Annotated in this window: 4 protein-coding genes and 1 pseudogene; 4 read left to right on the top strand and 1 reads right to left on the bottom strand. The window is 70.4% G+C overall.

The annotated features are described in order from the left end of the window. Genes ACIPIA_RS15075 through ACIPIA_RS15065 form a run of 3 tightly spaced genes read left to right on the top strand, consistent with a single transcriptional unit; the run spans nucleotide 1 to nucleotide 983 of the window. A complete protein-coding gene (locus ACIPIA_RS15075; RefSeq protein ID WP_400510720.1) occupies nucleotides 1–141 on the top strand; it encodes a phage head completion protein in 141 nt (46 codons plus the stop codon). Then, nucleotides 138–548 (top strand): DUF3168 domain-containing protein, encoded by a 411-nt coding sequence (locus tag ACIPIA_RS15070; protein WP_400510718.1) that lies wholly within the window; start codon nucleotides 138–140, stop codon nucleotides 546–548. The genes ACIPIA_RS15075 and ACIPIA_RS15070 overlap by 4 nt, the downstream gene beginning before the upstream one ends. 18 nt (nucleotides 549–566) lie before the next feature. Continuing rightward, a complete protein-coding gene (locus tag ACIPIA_RS15065; protein WP_400510717.1) occupies nucleotides 567–983 on the top strand; it encodes a phage major tail protein, TP901-1 family in 417 nt (138 codons plus the stop codon). On the opposite strand, the pseudogene ACIPIA_RS15060 reads toward ACIPIA_RS15065, so the two are convergent. Further along, a pseudogene (locus tag ACIPIA_RS15060) lies at nucleotides 959–1,240 on the bottom strand (head-tail connector protein); the annotation flags it as partial. The gene ACIPIA_RS15065 and the pseudogene ACIPIA_RS15060 overlap by 25 nt on opposite strands. An 84-nt stretch (nucleotides 1,241–1,324) precedes the next feature. On the opposite strand from ACIPIA_RS15060, the gene ACIPIA_RS15055 reads away from it, so the two are divergent. Then, nucleotides 1,325–2,002: S1 family peptidase (locus ACIPIA_RS15055; protein ID WP_400510716.1), on the top strand; the 678-nt coding region annotated here is incomplete at its 3' end.

The following is a 2,002-nucleotide window of genomic DNA, read 5'->3' as shown; positions in this document are numbered from 1 at the left end:
GTGACACTGCGCTGGCGCCCCGATCTCGACGCCGGGAAGCGACTGCGCGACGGCGACCGCATCTTCGACATCCGGGCCGTCTCCGATCCAGATGGTTCGCGCCGGCGGCTCGTCTGCCTCGTCGGGGAAGCGAAGCCATGAGCGATCCGATCCTGGCCTTGCGGGCGGCAGTTCAGGCCCGGCTGGAAGCGGATGGAGCGCTGGCGGCACTGATCGGCCCCGGCCGCATCCATGACGAGGCCCCGCGCGCCGCGCGCGGACTCTATGTCGTGCATGGCGATGTCGAAGCGCGCGACTGGTCGACCGGCAGCGATCGCGGTTGCGAGCAGGAAATCGCGCTTGTCGTCTGGGCTGCGCAGAGCGCCTCGTCGCGGCAGGCCCTGGAGGCGGCCCGGCTGGTCGTCGACGCTCTGGATGAAGCGGACCTCGCGCTCGAGGGGCATGCGCTGGTCAATCTGCGGTGGCTGTCGAGCCGGCTCGCCCGCGAGCCACGCAGCGGGCTCGGCCATGTGACGATCCGCTTCCGCGCCGTCACCGAAACTCTCTGACATGGAAGGAGACGCCGCATGGCGGCACAGAAGGGCAAGGACCTGCTGCTCAAGGCGGCGGATGACGCCGGAGCCTTCGTCACGGTGGCAGGCCTGAGGGCGCGCCAGATCGCCTTCAACGCCGAAGCCGTCGACGTGACGCATTCGGAATCGGCCGGACGCTGGCGCGAGTTGCTGGCCGGGGCCGGCGTGCGCCGCGCCAGCATCAGCGGCGCCGGCATCTTCAAGGACGAAGCCTCCGACACGCTGGTACGCCAGATCTTCTTCGACGGCGCGATCCGCGACTGGCAGGTCGTCGTACCAGGCTTTGGCACGATCGCGGGGCCGTTCCAGCTGACCCCCGCGTTGTCGACGCGGATCAGCGGCGGATCGGACATGCCATCCAGAGCGAGCGCCGCTGTCGCCACGGGCTGCGGCGCGCCGAGCATGTCATAGACCCGTGCGTCCTCGATCCGCGAGACGGGAGAAAGCGGCAGCCGGATCTCTCCACCGGCCGGCCAACGATCGAGCACGATCCGCCAACGCTGCTCGATCAGGCAACGGCCCGACGCGGCCTCGATCATCAGCCGCGCGGCCGTGATCAGCGTCGTCAGCAAATCGTCCTCGTCATTCTGGTCAAGGCGCAGGAAGCGCCTGGCCTCGGCAAGCGTGACCGGCTCGGCCAGCGGCGGAGCCAAAGCGAGCGGCGTCATGATCGTCCCCTTCAAAAGACTGACCGAGAGGTTCATTTGCGGAGCGCGGCGCGCTATCAGCGCCTCCGTGGAAAGGAGCGCCCGATGCGCATCGCGAACTGGATCGTCGCCACAACGCTCGGCGGCATGGCCTGCGGCTTCGACGCCCTGCCCGCGCGGGCCGTCGTCGGCGGTCAGGAGGGTGGGCCTGCCGCGAACTCGACCTTGATGGTGCTCAACGCCCGTGGCGGGGTCTGCAGCGGCATCGTCCTGTCGGCGCGGGCCATCCTCACGGCCGCTCACTGCGCCTCCGGCGGCGCGGAGTTGCGGATCCATTGGCGCGAGGGCGGCGAGCCTGTGCTGATCGCACCGGCTACGGTCAGCCTGCACCCCGAATTCGACGCAGGCGCAATCCGCAGCCGCCGGCGCTCGATCGACCTCGCCTTGATCAGGCTCTCCGAGCCGTTGCCGACGCGCTTCGCCCCGGCAACCTTGATCGAGGGCTCGCTCCCGCGCGCCGGCAGTTCCGTGACGCTCGCCGGCTATGGCGTCGCCCGCGAGGGCGATGCCCGCAGCACGGGCACCTATCGCTCCGCGCTTCTGACGACGGTCGAGCCCTACGGCCCAGGCCGCGTCCTGCTCTGGGCTGCGGACCCCACCGGCGCCGGCAAGCAGCCCGGCGCAGGTGCATGCCAGGGCGATTCCGGCGGGCCGATGTTCTTCAATGGCGGCGTCAGCGCCGTGACCAGCTGGTCGACCGGGCCGAAGGGCCGCAGCTGCGGC

Origin of the sequence: Allobosea sp. CER48 (genome assembly GCF_044752385.1) — a bacterium.
Classification (GTDB): Bacteria; Pseudomonadota; Alphaproteobacteria; order Rhizobiales; family Beijerinckiaceae; genus Allobosea.
Note: the sequence above shows the minus strand (reverse complement) of the source record. Positions and strands in the feature narration are given on the sequence as shown.